Source organism: Microbacterium sp. Leaf351, assembly GCF_001423825.1.
GTDB lineage: Bacteria > Actinomycetota > Actinomycetes > Actinomycetales > Microbacteriaceae > Microbacterium > Microbacterium ginsengisoli.
Genome location: NZ_LMPK01000038.1, coordinates 214,446 through 215,872 on the forward strand (window position 1 = coordinate 214,446; position 1,427 = coordinate 215,872).

1 protein-coding gene is annotated in these 1,427 nt (G+C 71.5%); it reads right to left on the reverse strand.

The window, feature by feature from the left end; genetic code table 11:
* Nucleotides 1–15: 15 nt before the first annotated feature.
* Nucleotides 16–1,248, reverse strand: a complete 1,233-nt coding sequence (locus ASG00_RS13815) for a sensor histidine kinase (RefSeq protein WP_048809299.1) — start codon at nucleotides 1,246–1,248, stop codon at nucleotides 16–18.
* Nucleotides 1,249–1,427: the final 179 nt, after the last annotated feature.

Consider the following 1,427-nt stretch of genomic DNA (forward strand, 5'->3'; position numbering starts at 1 on the left):
CGAGAAGCACGTGGGTCATTTCTTCTTTCCGTTCGACGGGGGTGTCCAGGCGGCCACCGGCTCGGGGCGTGCGGGCGTGCGCACCCCGGCGACGCCCGCTCCGCGATCGAGAGGGGCATCGGCGGGCGGGGCGACAGCAGGCAGCTGAATGGTGAAGGTCGAACCGCGACCGAGACGCGACCACACGCGCACCTCGCCGCCGTGGCGCTGCACGGCGTGCTTGACGATCGCGAGGCCGAGCCCTGAGCCGCCGGTGCGGCGGGAGCGCGCCTGGTCGCTGCGGAAGAAGCGCTCGAAGATGCGCTCCTGGTCCTCGGGCGACATCCCGATGCCGCGGTCGGCGACGGCGATCTCGACCGTTCCCTCGACGCGTTTGACGCCGATGCCCACGCTCGACCCGGCCGGTGAGTAGGCGATCGCATTGGAGATCAGGTTGCTGACGGCCTCGGCGAGCACCTGCGAGTCGCCGTGCACGTAGATGCCACGCTCGCCCCCGCGGACGAGGGTCACCTTGGCGGCATCCGCCGACGTCGCGTTGGCCTCGATCGCCGAGGTGATGATGCTGTCGACCGAGCTGTCGCGCCGCTCGCTGAGTTCGTCCGCCGACTGCAGGCGCGAGAGGTTCATGACGCGCGAGGTGAGCGAGGCGAGCCGGGCGGCCTCCGCCGAGAGCCGGCCCGCGAAGTTGCGCACCTGGTCCGGGTCCTCCGCGGCGGATTCGATGGCCTCTGCGAGCAGCGTGACAGCGCCGACCGGCGTCTTCAGCTCGTGACTCGTGTTGGCGACGAAATCGCGGCGCATCTGCTCGACGCGCTCGCGCTCGGTGATGTCGCGGATCACCATCAGCACGAGCCGGGGCGATACCTGCGTGGCACGGGCCGACACCAGGCGCTCCTCAGCGGGCGGCGCCGCACGGCGGATCGTGAGGGTGGATGCCGCGGACGCCCCGGCCTCGCGGGCCGAGCGCGCGAGGCGGCGGAGGGTCTCATCGACCAGGTGGTCGTCCACCCGCATGCCGAACGCCGCGGCCGCGAGCGACGCAGCGCGCACGGTGCCGCCGCCGTCGACCACGACGGCGGCGTCGTCCATGGCGGCCAGCACGTCGGAGATGCCGGGCGGCACGTCGAGCGACGCCTGTTCGAACGCACGGCGACGTGCGCTGATGGCGACGGCGATGAGCGCGGCGATCACGCCCCCGATGACCACTCCGGTGGCGAGCGCGAGCAGCGCCAGCGGCGTGTCCTGCATGTGTCCCAGAGTAGAACGCTCGGAAACATCCCACCGGCCCGTCTCGCGCCGTCCCGGGCGAGGACATGGGATTATTCATGCGTCGGGAACCGATCGTTAACCTTCGGTGACGACAATCGGGCGGGTTGCGGCCCCGCGCCGCCCCTCCCCGACAGGAAGGTCAACATCCATGCGCGAGG

Coding starts and splice junctions, on each gene's coding strand:
- ASG00_RS13815 (WP_048809299.1), bottom strand. CDS start 1,248: ATGCAGGACACGCCGCTGGCGCTGCTCGCGCTCGCCACCGGAGTGGTC.